The organism is Bacillus sp. BS98, from assembly GCF_008432245.1.
Classification (GTDB): domain Bacteria; phylum Bacillota; class Bacilli; order Bacillales; family Bacillaceae_G; genus Bacillus_A; species Bacillus_A toyonensis.
The window spans coordinates 5127740-5144184 of record NZ_CP043830.1; the positions used below are offsets into that span (position 1 = coordinate 5127740).

Genomic DNA, 16445 nt, shown 5'->3' on the forward strand with positions numbered 1-16445 from the left:
CCTCCATTTTTATTTTTATTTACTATAACAAAAATAAAAGCTAACATATGCTAGCTTTTATTTTTCTATCATTCAATTTCCAAGTCAACTATTAAATATGCCATGAGTAATACTAAGTAAAAACTTACTCCAGGTGCCATTAAAATATGTCCAGCGATAAATGAGATACCTAACCCTAACAGGATTGCTGCAATTACCATTGCGTACCTCACTGTAAATATTTGTTTAAACTTAGTAAATACACATGCGATGAATTTAATACCAAAGTATACGAACGGAACTACCAGTAAAATAAATCCTATAATTCCGAATGAATAGAACCAATCATGAAAATCACGTTCAATTAATTTCGGATCTGCTTTATAGTTACCAGCATACCCCATACCTAATAATTTTTGAGACATTGGGGCTTCCTTATAAAAATCTTTATACATTTGCTCGAATATTTGACGCCCACTAAAAATAATAGCTTGAGTTTCTTCCTTTTTCTCAGCTACTTTTTCTTTCTCTTTTTCTTTCTCTCTTTCTTTTTCTTGTTCCTTTTCTTTCTCTGTCACTGGAGGTTTATGCTCTTTCGCTTCCTCTTTCTTTCTCTCTTCATTTTTCGCACTCTGTTGCTGTTCAATAAATTGGAAATGGAATCCCATATTTTTCATGAATGGCGAAAAAGGTGTATATGCCATTATGCCTACAAAAACAGTCATTGCAATAAAACCATTTAATAAATAGACATTTTTCTTTCCATCTTTACGCTGTGTAAATGCCTGGATAAAGCACATAACAACTGCAATAGCCATTGCCACAAAGATGGCTCCTACACCAACTTTCGTTCCAATTGCAAATAGTGAATAGACAACTAAAACTGAAGGAATCCAATAATATACTTTACCTATACTTTTTGTTTTTTCAATTGAATACAAAATAACAATTGGGCACATGATGGCTAAAATAGATCCTAGCTCGTTACCTGCATAAAACCAACCACGAGACCCTAATTTCAACCACGTATAACTATTGTAATCTGTTCCCGTTGCAATCGAAACTACCATTACTATTCCTATGATTAACGATGCATACGTAATATATTCAAGCATTTTTGAATGTCTTTTTTCTTTTAAAGATTTAAAAACAAACACATAACAAGTAAGCATAACAAACGGATATAAAGCTTTTGCTATAAACTTAACTTCTTCTGTAAACACCATAGGGTTCTTTGTAAATTTATTATTTATTAACCCAATAGTGAAAACAATTCCAACTAGAATTATATACGATATATATTTTATACTCTCTCTCTTCTTTGTTTGAATTAAAATATATATTCCACCTAGAAGCATAACGAATAAACGTGTAATAACTCCAATAGTCGTATCAATTTTTAAAACCATTATACAAAATGCTGTAAGCAAATCTAAAATGGGTTGCAACAAAATAAAGATTAATAGAAAATTTTCAAATTTATTACTTGTACTATTTTCCCTTAACATCTAGAACCTCCATAACTTATACCTAAATTCACTCTATACAATTATTATTATTTTTCTCATCTCAAATATGTATTATAACATATATTTTTTAATTAAACGTCTCACATTTCTATCCAACCTTACCTCATAAAAAAAGTAAATTTGCATTTTCAAACGCTTTCCTTCCTTATTTTTTCTTTTTTTCTACATGTAACGAAAATGCATTGTTATTTACATAACTTTAGTGTATATTTTTTCTCTGGAACATCTTTAGGAGGAAGGGATTACAGCCATGTTATTAATCGACATATTTACGTTTCTTGGCATTATCGCCGCTGCTATTTCTGGTACATTAGTTGGTTTAAAAAAAGATTTAGATTTATTCGGTGTCCTTTGTTTAGCTGTAGCTACTGCGCTCGGCGGCGGTATTATTCGTGATATTATGATCGGTAACCTGCCTCCTGTCGCATTTGTAAAACCTATTTACTTTTTCGTAAGCGTATTATCAGCACTATTTACTTGTATGTTTTTTGAGCGTATCAATAAACTTCAAGTCGTTATTATGCTTTCTGATGCTGTTGGCTTAGGTGTTTTTACAGCCATTGGTGCAAATGCGGCAATGTCACATCATGTTGATGCCTCATTTTTAGTTGTTTCAATGGGAGTCATTACGGGGATTGGAGGCGGTATTTTGCGTGATATATGCGCCCAAGATATCCCTTACGTATTCCGAAAAGAAATTTACGCAATCGCTTCTATATTAGGAGCAATTAGCTTCTTAATCACACATGCAATGGGGGCGCACGTATTAGCTTTCTATGTTTGTTTATTAGTAACATTCATTATTCGTGTCGTCACTGTAATATATAATGTACATTTCCCTGTTTTCTTTAAAACACATGCTAAAATTAATAAAGGTCATTAAGAGAATTCTACATAGAATTCTCTTAATTTATATACTATTCTATACACAGATATAGAGTAATTGAATATAAAAATATATAATTATATTAGAAACAAAAATGAAAACGCTTCACAAACAGGGGGAAGAACGATGCTTGGGGTTTTTAAAAAACATACTCATAAAACAAACACCAGTATAATTGAATTAAGTAAGGAACAACAAATAACCTTTAACGTACCTGCTAATTCCGAATTAAGGATTCAAATGGATATGCTACATATTTCAAAGGAAGATTTACAAATTGTAAAAGTACTACAGCCCTTTATTTATGAGGAAATAGATTGGATTACAGAAAAATTCTATGCCAATATTACAAAACAACCTAATTTAATTACTATTATTGAACGTTACAGCTCTATTCCAAAACTAAAACAAACTTTAAAAACACATATTAAAGAATTATTCAGTGGAGATATGCACGAAGATTTTATTGAACAACGTGTCAGAATTGCCAAAAGACATGTTCAAATTGGCTTACATAGAAAATGGTATACGGCTGCCTATCAAGAATTATTCCGTTCCATCATAAAGATTTTACAAACAAAGATTACAATAATCGATGATTTTTCATATTCTATAAATGTAATAAACAAATTATTCACACTTGAACAAGAGCTTGTTCTTGCAGCTTATGAATCTGAGTATGAACAAATTCAAAAAGAACATGAAAAAGAAAAAGAAATAACGGCTATGACAATTACACATATTGCAAATGAACTAGCAGCTGTATCTGAAAAAACAAGCTCTTCTATTCAAAAGTTAACTGCTAAATCCGAAACTATTGTAGAGATTGCCAAAACCGGTACATCATTAGCAACAACATCAGAAGAAAAAGCTAATAAAGGTAAAGAACAATTAAATCAGCAAAACAAACGAATGGGATACATTCAAACAAATATGGAAACTATCATTACAGATACTCATGAACTTCTCAATATTTCCAACAAAATTAACGAAATCATAGATATCGTTAAATCAATTGCAGAGCAAACAAATTTACTAGCACTAAACGCTGCTATTGAATCTGCACGTGCTGGAGAGTTTGGCAAAGGTTTTTCTGTTGTAGCTGGAGAAATCCGAAAATTATCAGAGCAAACGAAAGAATCTATCTCCAACGTTACAAAACTCGTTGAAAAAACAAATGAACAGATTATTCATGTTTCTTCTTCTGTAAAACAAATTAGTTCTCTCGTATCTGAAGGAACTGATAGTATGTACGCGACAGATCAATACTTCCATGAAATCGTAAAAGATATGTCTAATTCGAAAGAACAGAATAAAAAAATTGAAAATGAATTAGAAGCTATTTCGCAAGTAATGAAGGGCATTCAAGACGATTCTTCAAAAATGGCTCTAACAGCTGATAGTCTACAACTAGAACTAAACCGATAAGGCGAAACTTATATTAATAACGATTTTTCATCATCTAACAATAAAAAGAATCCATTTTGGATTCTTTTTATTTTCTAAAAAATATTTTTTGACAATATATATAACTCATATAGACACCAAAGCTTTGTAAAATAAACAATGCTGGCATAATAATATTATAGTATGCCATATCTACTTGAAAGATTTTTAGCAATACATATCCGCTAATCAACAATAAGAACAACATGTATCCTTCATTCTTTTGTTTCTTAATAAGAAAATGTAATAAAGCTATAGCCATGAATAATGTTATTGCTATATATATCAGCTTTTCACATTTGAATAGGATAGAATTTATCCCCTCATCTGTAAACTGATTCATTACTGGTTTTAGCAGTTTAAATCTTTCACTCTCAATCTCTTTTAACTTTTGATCAATATGTTCTATTACAGTTTGATTTCCCGGTATTTTTTCCTCTTTTTGATTTTTACCGATTAAAACCGATTGAACATACGTCTCATTCGAAATCGTATATTGTGACATTCCCATCGTCTTAATTCCGTAACTCACGCCAAAATGAACACTATAAAATAGAATAAGCATCCCTATCATCTTTAATAGTATTTTTTGTTTCGTTGCGGATTGAAACAATTCAATTAACAACACATATACCGCAATAAAAATAGGAAGAAATAACCCCATTGGGAACAGCATATTGCTAAATGCAAATAAAACCGCTGAAAGCACCCACATATAAGGATGATCTAATCCTTTATATAAAAGTATGTAACAAGCAAAATAAAATAAGCATATTGCGAGCGATTCAGGCGCTAATAAGGAACTCATAAATATATTTGGAATATATACAGCGTAAAATACGGACGCAACGCGACCACATTCTTCCCCAAAAACCATAGCGGCAATACGATAAATTAAAAACGCAGTTCCTGTACAGAACAAAATATTAAATAACTGTAAAACAAATGCCGTATCACCAAATATACGAATAACTATCGATTCATAAATGATAAAGGGTAACTGTGTTATATTCTCTATATTATTGCCAATTGCAATCTGCTTTGCAGACTCATACATCGCTTTCATATCACCGATAATCGGAACATCTACAATTAAAACCATACTAACTCTCACAACTATAGATACGCTCATAAGAAAAATAAAAAATTGTTTATCTGTAAAACGATATTGTAAAATTGATGCCACTAACAATATGAGGATGACGAAAATTGCCAATACGATTGTTACACTCGTTGTACTTCCTCCAAAAAATTGCTTACTTATTTCAAACGCTGACCAACAACTATAAACAAAAAATGCGAGCATCGCACCAATCATTATTTTACTGAAAAAAGACGAAAAATTTGTTTGTATATGATTCATATGTCCATTGCACCTCTATCTCCATTCATAACAAAACGATTCTATCATGAATAGGTACACGGCTGATAGGGAATTTCTATGACAAATATATAGTCATTACTTTTTCACTTGCAATGTAAGCGAATCCTCTTTTACACTACACTTTAGACAAAATAAATTTTCTTTCAGTTACATGAATATACTTTCAAAAGTATTATTACTCCTCTACTCATACATTTTACTTGTTTAAATACCCGGTAAAATCAAATAGGAACTAACCTTCCTTTTATGTCATAAAGAACATGTCACTCTGATTGAAAATGTACACTAGGGGCTGAATATATGGAAAAGAAATTTATGAGAGAATCAAAAGCAATTAAAACAACACGTGTTTTTCCAAATGATTTAAACAACCATCAAACATTATTTGGTGGCAAATTATTGGCTGAAATTGATAGTATTGCTTCTATTGCAGCAGCAAGGCATAGTCGCAAGCATTGTGTGACAGCATCCATTGATTCTGTTGATTTTTTAACACCTATTCATCAAGCTGACTCTGTTTGTTATGAGGCATTTGTTTGCTATACTGGTAAATCATCTATGGAAGTCTTCGTAAAAATAATTGCAGAAAATTTATTAGAGGGCGAACGCCGTATCGCCGCTACTTGCTTTATTACATTCGTAGCATTACAAGATGGCAAACCTTCTTCTGTACCTCAAGTATTACCAGAAACTGAGGAAGAACATTGGTTGCATAAAACTGGTTCCGAACGTGCTGAGACCCGAAAAAAAGGACGTTTAAAAAGCAAAGAAATGGCTGAGGTATTAACTTTAAATAAGCCTTGGAGTGTATAAAATTTCAATATCGAAAATACCTTCTGAGCGGATAACTAACTTGTATTCGCTCATTTCTTTATAAACAGTTCAAGTCTCTCATACAATCTCTACGTCTTTTCACAAATACTATGTAATATTTTTATACATATCTTGGCTAGGCTATTTCAATATTAACTTTTTCTAGTGTATAAAGTTCTATTTATAACTCGCTTCTAATCGAGGAATAGTTGCTTTACAAAGTTTATGTAAGGTACACTTATACGGGCGGTCAGCAAACTAATTTAAAAATTTGCAAGTTGTGTAGAAAACGCCTTGTTTTTTACTATATCAAAATACAATAAAGAACGATCATTATTCTTTACCAACTAAAAACAATTTCATTTTAGTTGAAGTAATTATCCCTACTTAAAAACTTTAATATAAAACGCATTTTAATTAAATTGTATTACTTTAATGGAAAGGTGAAACTATGCAAAAGTCTATTGTTTCAAATATTTTTTATAAAATACTACTCAATACGTTTAACATTATACTTCCAATCTTAGTTGGTCCATACGCATACCGCATGCTAGGAGCCAATTCGATGGGAACCGTTAACTTTGCTGAAACTATTTTTAATTACTTTTTCATATTCGCGGTTTTTGGTGTATATCAATATGGCTTACGTGAAGTTAGCTTAATTAAAAATGATAAAAAGAAAGTTTCTCAATTATTCACAAGTCTCTATGTAATTAATGTTACAACTAGCCTTTTAGCTTTATGTGCTTTTTTAACCTTTAGTTATATTGGATATGGAAATGAAAGCTTATTTCCTGTTCTTCTTATTTTTGGCTTCAATTTTATTTCCAATCTATTTTATGTGGAATGGTTCAATGAAGCGTATGAAAATTATGACTTCATCACTAAAAAAACAGTTATTGTTCGACTAATTTATGTTGTACTGCTTTTCTGCCTAGTTCATGGAGTGGATGATTATAAAACATTCGCAGGTTTATTAGCACTATCAACATTTTTAAATCATTCTATTAGCTTTGTATATGTGAAACGCCAAGTAAAGTTTGATTTTTCTAACTTAACCATTATCCCGCATTTAAAACCGTTGCTATTAGTCGTCATTTTTTCAAATGCTAATATTTTATATACACAATTAGATCGTCTTGTGTTAGGTGAATACGCCGGAAAAGCAGAGGTCGCTTACTACGTTATGGCTTTTCAAATTATGACCATTATTAATACACTTATGTTAAGCGTTGTACAAGTAACGATTCCACGGCTTTCTTACTTATCAGGAAATGCATCTGAAAGTGAGTATGAATCTTTGTTAAACAAAATTTCAAAGGTGTATTTTATTACCCTATTTCCCGCCGCAATTGGTTTAATGCTCATTGCTCACGGAGCTGTTGTCATTTATGGTGGATCAGAATTTGCTGGGGCTGGTAATACATTAATTGTGTTCGCTTTCTATATGATTACAGTTGGTATTGAATCTATTTTATCGAATCAAATTATTTATGTTAAAAAGAAGGAAGGTATTTTAGTACGCTTTTTATTCATTTGCGGGTTTATTAACCTAGCATCCAATATTGCACTAATATTCTTCCATGTGCTTACACCAGCGACAGCAATTTTCACAACTACAATTGCTAACAGTTTATTAATTGTACTTGAATATATTTATGTTAAAAAGAAATTAAAAGTGAATTATACATTATTTGATATGCAAAAACTTAAATATCTATTTTATTCACTAACATTTGTACCAATAGCATTCGTTATTCGTATGTTCGTATCTGGGCAAATACTACAAGTTCTCCTAGTCATGGTAGCATGCGGATTAACATATGCTCTTATCCTTTTCTTAACAAAGGATGAAATTCTCTTTACTCTAATAGAAAAAATACAAGCACGATTTAAAAAAGCTTAAACGTAATTCTTAAAGGAGCTGTTAAAATTGAAATTCTCTTTAATCATGGCTACTTGTGGCAGACGTGATGATATTCTTGACTTACTAAAATCACTTGAAAAACAAACTTACCAAAACTTTGAACTCATCGTAGTAGATCAAAATGATACTCCAATCTCGGATCTCTTTGATGAATATAAAGAAAAATTTTCTATTAACTACATTTATACACCTATTAAAGGGTTATCTAGAGCTCGAAATACTGGATTAAAAGTAGCGGATGGCGATATCATCGCTTTTCCAGATGACGATTGTATTTATGAAACAAATGTTTTAGAAAGTATATTAGAAACTTTCAACTCTAATAACGATGTTCAGTTTATATCAACAAACACTACTAATGTTGAAGGAACTGGTTCTTTAATACTTGCACCTAATACAGACATTATTCTTAATAACAAATATGGATTTTTAGGTCCCTCTTTTACACTATTCTTTACAAAACAATTTGTACAAGATGTAGGTACATTCGACGAGGATTTAGGTGTTGGCTCTGGAACGATTTATGGAGCTGGTGAAGAAACCGACTTTGTTCTACGCGGTATGAAAAAAGACCACACTGGTTTATTTAGAAAAGATCTGTTCGTATACCATCCTGTAAAAGAAGAAGTTATAAATGAACAATCATTAAAACGTGCCATTTCTTATGCTGGTGGTTTTGGCAGAGTGATTCGCTTACATTATGGATTCCCTTATTTCTTACGTGCTGTTGCTGCTGCCACATTCCGTATGACACAAAATATTTCTAATGATAAACGTAAATTCCATGCAAATCGTTTACGCGGGATTATTCGTGGATATTTAAAATAAACTCATATGAAAAAGGTGTAACCATTTCTATGAAATGGTTACACCTTTTATTTCTTTTGCATAGATAAGATTGTTTCCTCTAATCCTTCGCGATAAGATGTTTTAGGTACTTTCCCAATGAGCATTTCATATTTTTCTCCACTTAATACAACCGGTTTTTCTGTCAAATAGAGCATTTCTACATATTCTTTCATCTGCTTATCAAATAAACCCATTAACTTTATTATTCCTCTTTTTACGGTCATAACTTGTTTTGTATATCCCGTCAATTCACGTATATATTGCATCATCTCTTCTCCGGTAATGACACCGCAACCTGGTATGTTCCACTGTTGTCCATAAGCCTCCTCACATAACGCTAATTCAACCATCGCTTTTGCACCATCTGGCGTAAAAATATACTCGCGTGCAATTCTCTTATCTCCAACAAAGCTAGACACTTTATTTGCAAGTACGCCATGTAAAGTATGATGAACAAGTGTGCTTTCCGCATTTGGACCGTAAAAATCAGGAAAATGAGCAATAAACATTTTGACGCTACTCTGCTTTGCCATCGCTTCAAGTTGTAATCGTATTTTCCCCTTCTTCGTATGAGGATTCTTTTCAGCATCTTCTTTAACCAGCCTTTGATTTTGCCTTCCATATGCATAAATATTATCAACGATCCCTAACTTACTATCACTCTCTTTTGCTACTTCCAATATGTTTCTTAATAGTTTATGTTGCTTCTTTTCCCAATCTGAATATGGGATATTTACAGCATGGAATATAACATCTACACCTTTCGCAGCATCTATTATATCCTCTTTTACAAATACATCTCCTGCTACTGTTTGTATATGTTCCTCTCCTTGAAATAAATTCTCCAACTTCTCCTTATTTCTTGCAAAGGCAACTACATCAATCCCTCTATTACATAACTCCTTTGTAATCGCATAACCCATTGCTCCTGATGCTCCCAGTACTAACGCTTTTCTCATCATAAGTTCCCCCTCCAATTAATTAACCACTGTTCAATTAATAACAAAAAGAAAATCACCTACATTAGAAGCGATTTTGAAATAAACTCTACATGCACTTGAGCAAGCCCCTTTAATTCTTCAAATGTTTGCCCACTTCCGCAATAATGTGCGACAAACCCATGTAATGATAAAAAGACAGACCATATCGTCATTGTATCTATTTTTTTATTACATAAAGAAAAAACAACCTTTGCAAATTTTTCATAACTAACATTTGGGCCGTCTGCCAAACATTCCTTTAACTCATCGTTTTTAATTAAAAACATAATTTCATAATGACTTTGATTTTTCAAACCAAACTCTATAAAACCAAATAAAACTGCTTTTAACTGCTCTTCTCGAGATAAGTTTCTTTTACTAATTTCATCTAACTTTTCATTTAACAATTGAAAGTCTTGTTCTACCATCGCATAAAAAAGTTCGGCTTTATTTTTAAAATGGTAATAAATTGAACCATGGCTATACCCTAGTTCCGCCGCAATTTTACGCATGGAAGTGTGCTGATATCCTTGTTGTACAAATAAATTTCTTGCTACGTTCATAATCATTTCTCTTGTTAACTCTTGTTTGACTGCTCTTCTTGGCGACATTTTTTATACCTCATGATTTAATTAACCACCGTTCAATTATATTATATATTTTTTCCAAAATAATGCAACTCCTTATTTGAAAAAATATACATTTTTGAAATGATAGCATTATATCGAAGAATTTAGTATCATGATTCAAGACACTATTTAGAATTGAACGGAGGACATTATGAGCTTATTAACTGTTGAAAAATTAGGCCATACATTTGGTGATCGTACATTATTTAAAGATGTATCCATGCGCTTACTCGCAGGAGAACACGTTGGATTAGTTGGAGCAAACGGTGTTGGTAAATCAACATTTATGAATATAATTACTGGTCAACTTATCCATGATGAAGGCCGAGTTGAATGGACACCTGGTACAAATTATGGTTACTTAGACCAACATACAATTTTAACACCTGGCCGCACAATTCGTGACATATTAGCAGATGCGTTTTTACCTTTATTTGAACAAGAAAAAGCTTTAAATGAAGTTACAGAAAAAATGGGAACTGCTACACCTGAAGAATTAGAAGAGCTTCTTGAGCAAATGGCAGAAATACAAGATGCTCTTGAAGCAGGAGGTTTCTATTTATTAGATATGAAAATTGAGGAAGCAGCGCGTGGTCTTGGAATTGACGCAATTGGTTTAGATCGTGATGTTGCCGCATTAAGTGGTGGACAACGTACAAAAGTGTTACTTGCAAAATTACTACTTGAACAACCAGAAGTATTACTATTAGATGAACCTACCAACTATCTAGACGTTGAACATATTCATTGGTTAACAAATTATTTAAAAGAATATCCACATGCATTCCTATTAATTTCCCATGATACGGAATTTATGAATAAATGTGTCGATATTATTTTCCATCTAGAGTTTACAAAAATGACGCGTTATACAGCGACATATGAAAAATTCCTAGAACTTGCGGAAATTAATAAAAACCAACATATTAATGCTTACGAAAAACAAAAAGAATTTATTAAAAAACAAGAAGATTTTATTGCGAAAAATAAGGCTCGCTACTCAACGACAGGTCGTGCAAAGAGTCGTCAAAAACAACTCGATCGTATGGAACGTATTGATCGTCCTGAAACAGCAATTAAACCTGAATTCTCATTTAAAGAGAGTCGCGCAAGTAGCCGATTCGTCTTTGAAGGAGAAAATGTAGAGATTGGATATACACATCCGTTATTACCAAAATTAACGATGACAATCGAACGTGGTGAAAAAATTGCAATCGTTGGATGTAATGGGGTCGGTAAGTCAACACTATTAAAGACAATTTTAGGTAAGATCAAACCATTAAGCGGAAAAACAAGTCTTGGTGACTTCTTAAATCCATCATACTTCGAACAAGAAGTAAAAGCTGATAATATAACACCAATTGATGATGTTTGGAATACATTCCCTAGCATGGACCAACACCAAGTACGTGCAATGCTAGCAAAATGCGGTTTGAAAAATGAACATATTTCTCGTCCACTGAACCAATTAAGCGGTGGTGAACAAGCAAAGGTTCGTTTATGTAAGCTAATGGGAGAAGACAGCAACTGGTTACTATTTGACGAGCCGACGAACCACCTTGATGTTACAGCAAAAGAGGAACTAAAAAAGGCGATGAAAGCATATAAAGGAACAATTCTACTTGTATGCCATGAACCGGACTTTTATGAAGATTGGGTAACAAAAGTTTGGAATATAGAAGAATGGGCTCAGCAAAAAGCTTAATTCTTAATAAATATCCCCTTACATAGTATATCATTTATACAAGGGGATATTTATTTTTCTCGATAAGCTGTCCTTCCAAACACATGTAAATTCTTATCCTTCAAATTTTAAAAATAAAAAAGCAATTGCTTCCAAAAGGTTTCATATGCTCCCTTTTGAAACAATTGCTTTTTTTATTTATCCTTTTACTATATCTATATCTCTTTTTTGTTGTATATATAATTAATACCAAAAGCAGCTAGAAGTATCATAGGTATTGTAGCTGAATAATGATATCTCGGTGCCACTTCTACTATCATTTGTGCCATTGTTAGCCCAATTGTATATAAACAAATAATGAAAAGTGAAGATTTATTTTTGTTTTTTATAGCTAATAATGCTCCGAACAATGAAGTAGCTAGTAAAAAGTAATAAAAAACATTCGTTATTATATTATATCGTACTTCATGATCTAGTCCTGGCCCTGCATATGAGACAGCTTGACTATCGTTACCCAAAAAGATAATAAATTTATCATAAAATAGTTTCCCGAAATCTATATTATCGTTTTTTATCCTCTTTTTAGCTTCTTCGAGCATTTGTTTTTGAGCATCGTCTGCGCTCCATCCTGGTTTATCACTGTAATAAAATAGTAGGTCTGAATCGGCTTGGTTCCATGATCCTGAAGCCGCCTTATTAAATCCTACATGAATATTGTACCCTGGTACTGATGCTATATCTTCACCTAAACGTAATGTTATATAATGATTTATTGCCGAAGAGAGCATTAAGTATGTAATAACGATAACACCTACATATGTTATCTTGTTAATAAGCATCTTTTTATTACCGATATGTTTTGTATCTATAATAAACATCCATATTGCTAAAGCTATAATTGGTACTGCTGCAATTGGCCTTACCATATTCATTAAAGCAAGTAATACAGCTAATAGAATTGAGTACACAACAATCTTTTTAATAGTTATATTTTGGAATTTCTCATGAATAACTAACATAATTGCCCAAGTTAATAACAATATTGTACAATAAAACGGTTCTGAAATTGCAAACATATTATAAATTGTTTGCGATGGCAAGAGAATCCATAAAACACTCGCTGTTATAGCTGTTCTCACTCCACCAATTTTTCTAGCTATAAAATATATTAATCCCATTGATATTGTAGTTAAAACAACATTAATAATAGGTGGAATCATATAGCTTGACCCGAATATTTTTAGAAAAATACTTAAGAATGAAGCATAACCAAAAATATGTGGAAATAACGCTACATATCTACTGCTAATAACAAAATCTTGTCCTAACGCCTCTGCAGTATAGAAAAAGGTTGCATAATCACCAATTGGATGAATCTTGTAGGTAAGAATCCATGCCGATTTAACTATTACACAAAGAATTAACAATGCCGAAAGACATATTTTCTCGTTTACTCTTTCAAGATATAGCGATCCCTTTCTAAGTATAAAGTTTCCGATCGTACATAAAAATAAAAATCCGACTAGTATCATTACATAATTATATTTTCCAGTATTTGAGAAATAATCGAAAATTAATATAGCAACGAAAAAACTATAAATGCCATATACAGCACGCGTAGAAAAAGTTGATAACCCTGTTGAAAACCTTTCCACCAAAACTCACTCCTTAAACTATTTATAAAAAAAAAAATTATATTTTCCCAAAATATAATTTTATAGTGTCTATTCCTATCCATTCTATACTCTTTGATTAATGACGCACATTCAAAAAATATATTTGAATTACACTACCTGCTACTATACCTTAATATAATCATAATTTCCATATTTGATTTTATATTACGCAGTATTCAAATTATAAATAACAATTCCTTAATTATTAGAAAAACTATTCTATAATTTCAAAATAACATCCATTTAAAACATATAACACCTTAATACAAACTATGTTATAATTGGTAATTGTGAAATATAAACAATAACGCTGTTCACCTATTTTATTTATATATTCTATAAAAATGAGGATACTATGATGGAAAAACTCTTAAAGTTTGGTTTAGTAGGAATCTTTAATACACTCATTACAATTATTAGTTTTGGGATATTAGTAAAGCTCGGGATGAACTATCTTGTTGCGAATACCATTGCCTATTTAATTGGTGTTGCCAATAGCTATTATTGGAATAAAAATTGGGTGTTTAAACCTAATAATAAAAGCACGTCAATGTTCTTTAAGTTTCTAACTGTAAATTTAATTGTATTGGCTTTTAATACATTATGTTTGTTTATATTAGTAGATAAACTTACCTTTAATGCATTTATTGCACAAATCTTCGCAATTGGTGTTGGAATGGTTATAAATTTTATCCTTAATAAAATTTGGACATTCAACCAAACTGAACAGGCTACCAATTAAACTTAAGCAACTTATTAAAACTACGGAGGATACAACATGGAAAAATTAATTTCGGTTGTAGTTCCTATGTACTTCGAGGAAGAAGTAGCACAGGAATGTTATAATCGTTTAAAGTCCGTTATGCTTCAAAATAATATTAATTATGAATTTGTCTTTGTAAACGATGGCAGTACGGATCGTACAATGGACATTTTATCTGAGATTGCAGCAAATGATTACCGTACAAAAATTGTTAATTTTGCACGTAACTTCGGACACCAAGTAGCTGTTACAGCGGGTATTGCTGCTGCAAAAGGTGACGCTATTGTAATTATAGATGCAGATTTACAAGATCCACCAGAAGTTATTCCTGAGCTTATTGCCAAATGGGAAGAAGGATATGAAGTTGTTTATGCAAAACGTAAACAACGTAAAGGTGAAACTTGGTTTAAACTTTTAACTGCTAAATATTTCTATAAATTCTTAAACTATATGTCTGATATCGATATCCCAAAAGATACAGGTGATTTCCGAATCATCGATCGCAAAGTTGCTGATGTGTTCAATCAAATGACAGAACGAAATCGCTTTATTCGCGGTATGATGTCTTGGGTTGGCTTCCGCCAAACGTATGTTGAATATGAACGTGACGAGCGTTTTGCTGGCGAAACAAAATATCCATTAAAGAAAATGATTAAATTTGCATCAGACGGTATCATTGCCTTTTCGACAAAACCGTTACGAATTGTTATGTCTTTAGGCTTATTATCAGTTCTCATTTCTATAATTGTCTTGCTTTATACAATTACTGTGAAAATCATCGGCGATGGTACTCAAACAGGTTGGGCATCCATTATGGTTGCTATTACATTCTTTAGCGGTATTCAGTTACTTGGTCTTGGAATCGTCGGTCAGTATATTGCTCGTATTTATGACGAAAGTAAAAACCGTCCGATTTATATCGTGAAAGAAACGATCAATATTGAACAAGAAGAGGCTGCACAGAAAAAAGAAAAAGTGAATGCATAATAAAAAAGGTAACAATGAAAACTATCATTGTTACCTTTTTATATTGTAATACCCCATAAGTCTCAAACGGAACTCTTTTAAATTTGGGTATACATCTAAATTAGACAACATCCCTTGAATGACTGGGACCCTTGGATTTGGCAATCTCATTTCTGCCTCTAAAACATCTAGCGTAATAAGTAATTCATCATCTTCTAATTGATCAGCTAATGTACGCTTAAAAATAATTATTTCTTTTAAAAAATGCTCCTTAACTTGTTCTTTAATAAGCTCTGATTTACAAAGAAACTCTCCAAGTCTTTCTTCATGTAAAACAGGTTCTTCCGAAGATTCTATAAGTCCATCTACTAAATGATCCACCCTTTTTAAAATAAAAGCCGATACATAGGACAAATCAATTTCTGGCGCTTGTAAAATAATTAATTCTAAATATCCACGGCAGATCCCTTCTACCATAATTACTAAATCTAATAAATACGGCATAACCTTGTCACCATAAATAGACAACAAACTATTTCGATAAAATGCATGAGATTCCAATTTCATCCTCATCATAAATTCTTCTACTTCTTTATTAAATGGAATAGCATTTTCCCTCGCATGCATAATAATAAATTCCTTATGCTTTTGTATATCATTAAACTGACAGCACAATTGTTTTTCAAATTTTTCACGGGGTAATAGTGATTCTTTTTCAATATCCATCATTTTATTTTGAATCTTGTCATAATAATATCGAAGTGTTGCTAATAAAAGCTCATCTTTCGATTTAAAGTATAAATAAAAAGCTCCCTTAGATATACCACAAGCTGTCACAATTTCCTGCACTGATGTCGCATTTACACCCTTAGTCGCAAATAACTTCATAGCCATCTCTATAATTAAGCGCTCTTTTTCTTTCATATCTTCTCTC

14 protein-coding genes are annotated in these 16445 nt (G+C 31.9%); 8 read left to right on the top strand and 6 right to left on the bottom strand.

All coding sequences use genetic code 11. The features are described from left to right. Positions 1 to 68 precede the first annotated feature (68 nt). On the bottom strand, positions 69 to 1487 hold the full coding sequence (locus F0362_RS26720) for an O-antigen ligase family protein (protein ID WP_000943143.1): 1419 nt from the start codon (positions 1485 to 1487) through the stop codon (positions 69 to 71). A gap of 271 nt (positions 1488 to 1758) precedes the next feature. Between F0362_RS26720 and F0362_RS26725 the strand changes: the two genes are divergently transcribed. Continuing rightward, entirely contained in the window at positions 1759 to 2391 is a 633-nt protein-coding gene (locus F0362_RS26725; protein ID WP_000924369.1) for a trimeric intracellular cation channel family protein, read from the top strand. A 129-nt stretch (positions 2392 to 2520) separates the two neighbouring features. After that, positions 2521 to 3822: a globin-coupled sensor protein gene (locus F0362_RS26730; protein ID WP_000901861.1), complete on the top strand. Its 1302-nt coding sequence runs from the start codon at positions 2521 to 2523 to the stop codon at positions 3820 to 3822. Positions 3823 to 3889: 67 nt separating this feature from the next. Here F0362_RS26730 and F0362_RS26735 read toward each other — a convergent pair whose 3' ends face one another. Then, positions 3890 to 5203, bottom strand: a complete 1314-nt coding sequence (locus F0362_RS26735; protein ID WP_079519753.1) for an ArnT family glycosyltransferase — start codon at positions 5201 to 5203, stop codon at positions 3890 to 3892. A 321-nt stretch (positions 5204 to 5524) separates the two neighbouring features. Between F0362_RS26735 and F0362_RS26740 the strand changes: the two genes are divergently transcribed. The 3 genes from F0362_RS26740 (at position 5525) to F0362_RS26750 (ending at position 8792) form a co-directional block, all read left to right on the top strand. Further along, entirely contained in the window at positions 5525 to 6037 is a 513-nt protein-coding gene (locus F0362_RS26740; RefSeq protein ID WP_000412115.1) for an acyl-CoA thioesterase, read from the top strand. A 451-nt stretch (positions 6038 to 6488) separates the two neighbouring features. Continuing rightward, positions 6489 to 7943: an oligosaccharide flippase family protein gene (locus F0362_RS26745; RefSeq protein WP_002040054.1), complete on the top strand. Its 1455-nt coding sequence runs from the start codon at positions 6489 to 6491 to the stop codon at positions 7941 to 7943. 27 nt (positions 7944 to 7970) lie between these two features. After that, complete coding sequence (locus F0362_RS26750) at positions 7971 to 8792, top strand: glycosyltransferase family 2 protein (RefSeq protein WP_000672689.1); 822 nt, start codon at positions 7971 to 7973, stop codon at positions 8790 to 8792. A gap of 47 nt (positions 8793 to 8839) precedes the next feature. Here F0362_RS26750 and F0362_RS26755 read toward each other — a convergent pair whose 3' ends face one another. Continuing rightward, positions 8840 to 9775, bottom strand: coding sequence for an SDR family NAD(P)-dependent oxidoreductase (locus F0362_RS26755; protein WP_002046064.1), 936 nt, complete (start codon positions 9773 to 9775; stop codon positions 8840 to 8842). A gap of 56 nt (positions 9776 to 9831) precedes the next feature. Next, positions 9832 to 10404, bottom strand: a complete 573-nt coding sequence (locus F0362_RS26760; RefSeq protein ID WP_079519757.1) for a TetR/AcrR family transcriptional regulator — start codon at positions 10402 to 10404, stop codon at positions 9832 to 9834. A gap of 169 nt (positions 10405 to 10573) precedes the next feature. On the opposite strand from F0362_RS26760, the gene F0362_RS26765 reads away from it, so the two are divergent. After that, positions 10574 to 12127 (top strand): ABC-F family ATP-binding cassette domain-containing protein, encoded by a 1554-nt coding sequence (locus F0362_RS26765; protein ID WP_000055387.1) that lies wholly within the window; start codon positions 10574 to 10576, stop codon positions 12125 to 12127. Positions 12128 to 12321: 194 nt separating this feature from the next. On the opposite strand, the gene F0362_RS26770 is transcribed toward F0362_RS26765, so the two are convergent. After that, positions 12322 to 13761: a glycosyltransferase family 39 protein gene (locus tag F0362_RS26770; protein WP_000439393.1), complete on the bottom strand. Its 1440-nt coding sequence runs from the start codon at positions 13759 to 13761 to the stop codon at positions 12322 to 12324. Between the two features lie 379 nt (positions 13762 to 14140). On the opposite strand from F0362_RS26770, the gene F0362_RS26775 reads away from it, so the two are divergent. Then, positions 14141 to 14524 carry a GtrA family protein gene (locus F0362_RS26775; RefSeq protein WP_000413274.1) on the top strand — a complete coding sequence of 128 codons (384 nt, stop codon included), beginning with the start codon at positions 14141 to 14143 and terminating at the stop codon, positions 14522 to 14524. A 36-nt stretch (positions 14525 to 14560) separates the two neighbouring features. Continuing rightward, positions 14561 to 15532, top strand: a complete 972-nt coding sequence (locus F0362_RS26780) for a glycosyltransferase family 2 protein (protein ID WP_000413116.1) — start codon at positions 14561 to 14563, stop codon at positions 15530 to 15532. 30 nt (positions 15533 to 15562) lie between these two features. Here F0362_RS26780 and F0362_RS26785 read toward each other — a convergent pair whose 3' ends face one another. Continuing rightward, positions 15563 to 16435 (bottom strand): TetR/AcrR family transcriptional regulator, encoded by an 873-nt coding sequence (locus F0362_RS26785; protein WP_079519759.1) that lies wholly within the window; start codon positions 16433 to 16435, stop codon positions 15563 to 15565. Positions 16436 to 16445 lie beyond the last annotated feature (10 nt).

Coding starts and splice junctions, on each gene's coding strand:
- F0362_RS26720 (WP_000943143.1), bottom strand. CDS start 1,487: ATGTTAAGGGAAAATAGTACAAGTAATAAATTTGAAAATTTTCTATTA.
- F0362_RS26725 (WP_000924369.1), top strand. CDS start 1,759: ATGTTATTAATCGACATATTTACGTTTCTTGGCATTATCGCCGCTGCT.
- F0362_RS26730 (WP_000901861.1), top strand. CDS start 2,521: ATGCTTGGGGTTTTTAAAAAACATACTCATAAAACAAACACCAGTATA.
- F0362_RS26735 (WP_079519753.1), bottom strand. CDS start 5,203: ATGAATCATATACAAACAAATTTTTCGTCTTTTTTCAGTAAAATAATG.
- F0362_RS26740 (WP_000412115.1), top strand. CDS start 5,525: ATGGAAAAGAAATTTATGAGAGAATCAAAAGCAATTAAAACAACACGT.
- F0362_RS26745 (WP_002040054.1), top strand. CDS start 6,489: ATGCAAAAGTCTATTGTTTCAAATATTTTTTATAAAATACTACTCAAT.
- F0362_RS26755 (WP_002046064.1), bottom strand. CDS start 9,775: ATGATGAGAAAAGCGTTAGTACTGGGAGCATCAGGAGCAATGGGTTAT.
- F0362_RS26760 (WP_079519757.1), bottom strand. CDS start 10,404: ATGTCGCCAAGAAGAGCAGTCAAACAAGAGTTAACAAGAGAAATGATT.
- F0362_RS26765 (WP_000055387.1), top strand. CDS start 10,574: ATGAGCTTATTAACTGTTGAAAAATTAGGCCATACATTTGGTGATCGT.
- F0362_RS26775 (WP_000413274.1), top strand. CDS start 14,141: ATGGAAAAACTCTTAAAGTTTGGTTTAGTAGGAATCTTTAATACACTC.
- F0362_RS26780 (WP_000413116.1), top strand. CDS start 14,561: ATGGAAAAATTAATTTCGGTTGTAGTTCCTATGTACTTCGAGGAAGAA.
- F0362_RS26785 (WP_079519759.1), bottom strand. CDS start 16,435: ATGAAAGAAAAAGAGCGCTTAATTATAGAGATGGCTATGAAGTTATTT.